Genomic DNA, 899 nt, shown 5'->3' with positions numbered 1-899 from the left:
TTATACACTAAATGATTAAGCCAAAGGAAACATAGCAATATGAATCTCCGAATTTAGTTATTTAAAAGATATAGCAGCTGAAGACTCATCCTCCGAACTCCCTCCAGCAATACATAATGCAGGCACTTAAAGATTAGAAACATCACTAGTTTCACAAAAAGGATAACGATTCGTTTCATTCCATAATTGAATGAAAGTTCTCCCAGCACTATTCTCATGAATTTCATTCATATACGAAACTACTTCTTCATTTTCAAACATTTTTTATGATGCACAGCTTCTTGTTATAAGGTTTCTTCTCAATTCTATGGTTGAACTGAAAAAAACATCAACAAAAGTTAATAATTTCATTTTACTTGGTGGTCTTTTCATAAACAAAAATATCGCTAATCTATTTACTTTCTTTCATTAAATTATTTAAATAAAACATACTTCATATTACAGTAGTGTTTATAACATGATGAGATTCTAAAATGAGGTTCGTAACGCTTAATGATGTTAGAAGATATATTTAAATAAGGAAATAATTATACTTTTTAATATTTACAGCTAATAAACTAACCAACTATCACTTAATCATTATTTCTGTATAAAGTGACCGCTCTTTATTTTAATAACATAAAATAATTTATTAACTTGTCTAATTCCTGGCTCATTTCAAGTACTTTTTGGTGTTGAAATCCATAATTTGAAACAAGTGCAAAAAGTTCTTCTTTTTTCACTTCAATGATATGTTCTAATTTTCTCAGCTCCATGTTTTATTTACTCGCTCCAATTTGAAAATATATGTACTCTAGTATAGACTACTTACATAATAAGTAAAAGTGTTATGTTTATGTAAATCTTACATCTTTAAGAAAAAGCTACTCCCCATTACAAGAAAAAATGCTTTACAAAAA

At 27.5% G+C, this 899-nt stretch carries 1 protein-coding gene; it reads right to left on the bottom strand.

Going from position 1 to position 899, the window contains the following annotated elements:
• Positions 1–605: 605 nt before the first annotated feature.
• The gene (locus tag BPMYX0001_RS27575; RefSeq protein WP_003203953.1) at positions 606–755 is read right to left on the bottom strand and encodes an aspartyl-phosphate phosphatase Spo0E family protein; all 150 of its coding nucleotides are present in this window, start codon (positions 753–755) and stop codon (positions 606–608) included.
• Between the last annotated feature and the right edge of the window lie 144 nt (positions 756–899).

Origin of the sequence: Bacillus pseudomycoides DSM 12442 (assembly GCF_000161455.1) — a bacterium.
In the GTDB taxonomy this organism is placed as follows: domain Bacteria; phylum Bacillota; class Bacilli; order Bacillales; family Bacillaceae_G; genus Bacillus_A; species Bacillus_A pseudomycoides.
The sequence above is the reverse complement of the archived record's forward strand: the minus strand, read 5'-3'. Positions and strand labels throughout refer to the sequence as shown.

Excerpts from the sequence above, each read along its gene's own strand:
- BPMYX0001_RS27575 (WP_003203953.1), bottom strand. The coding sequence starts at position 755 with ATGGAGCTGAGAAAATTAGAACATATCATTGAAGTGAAAAAAGAAGAA.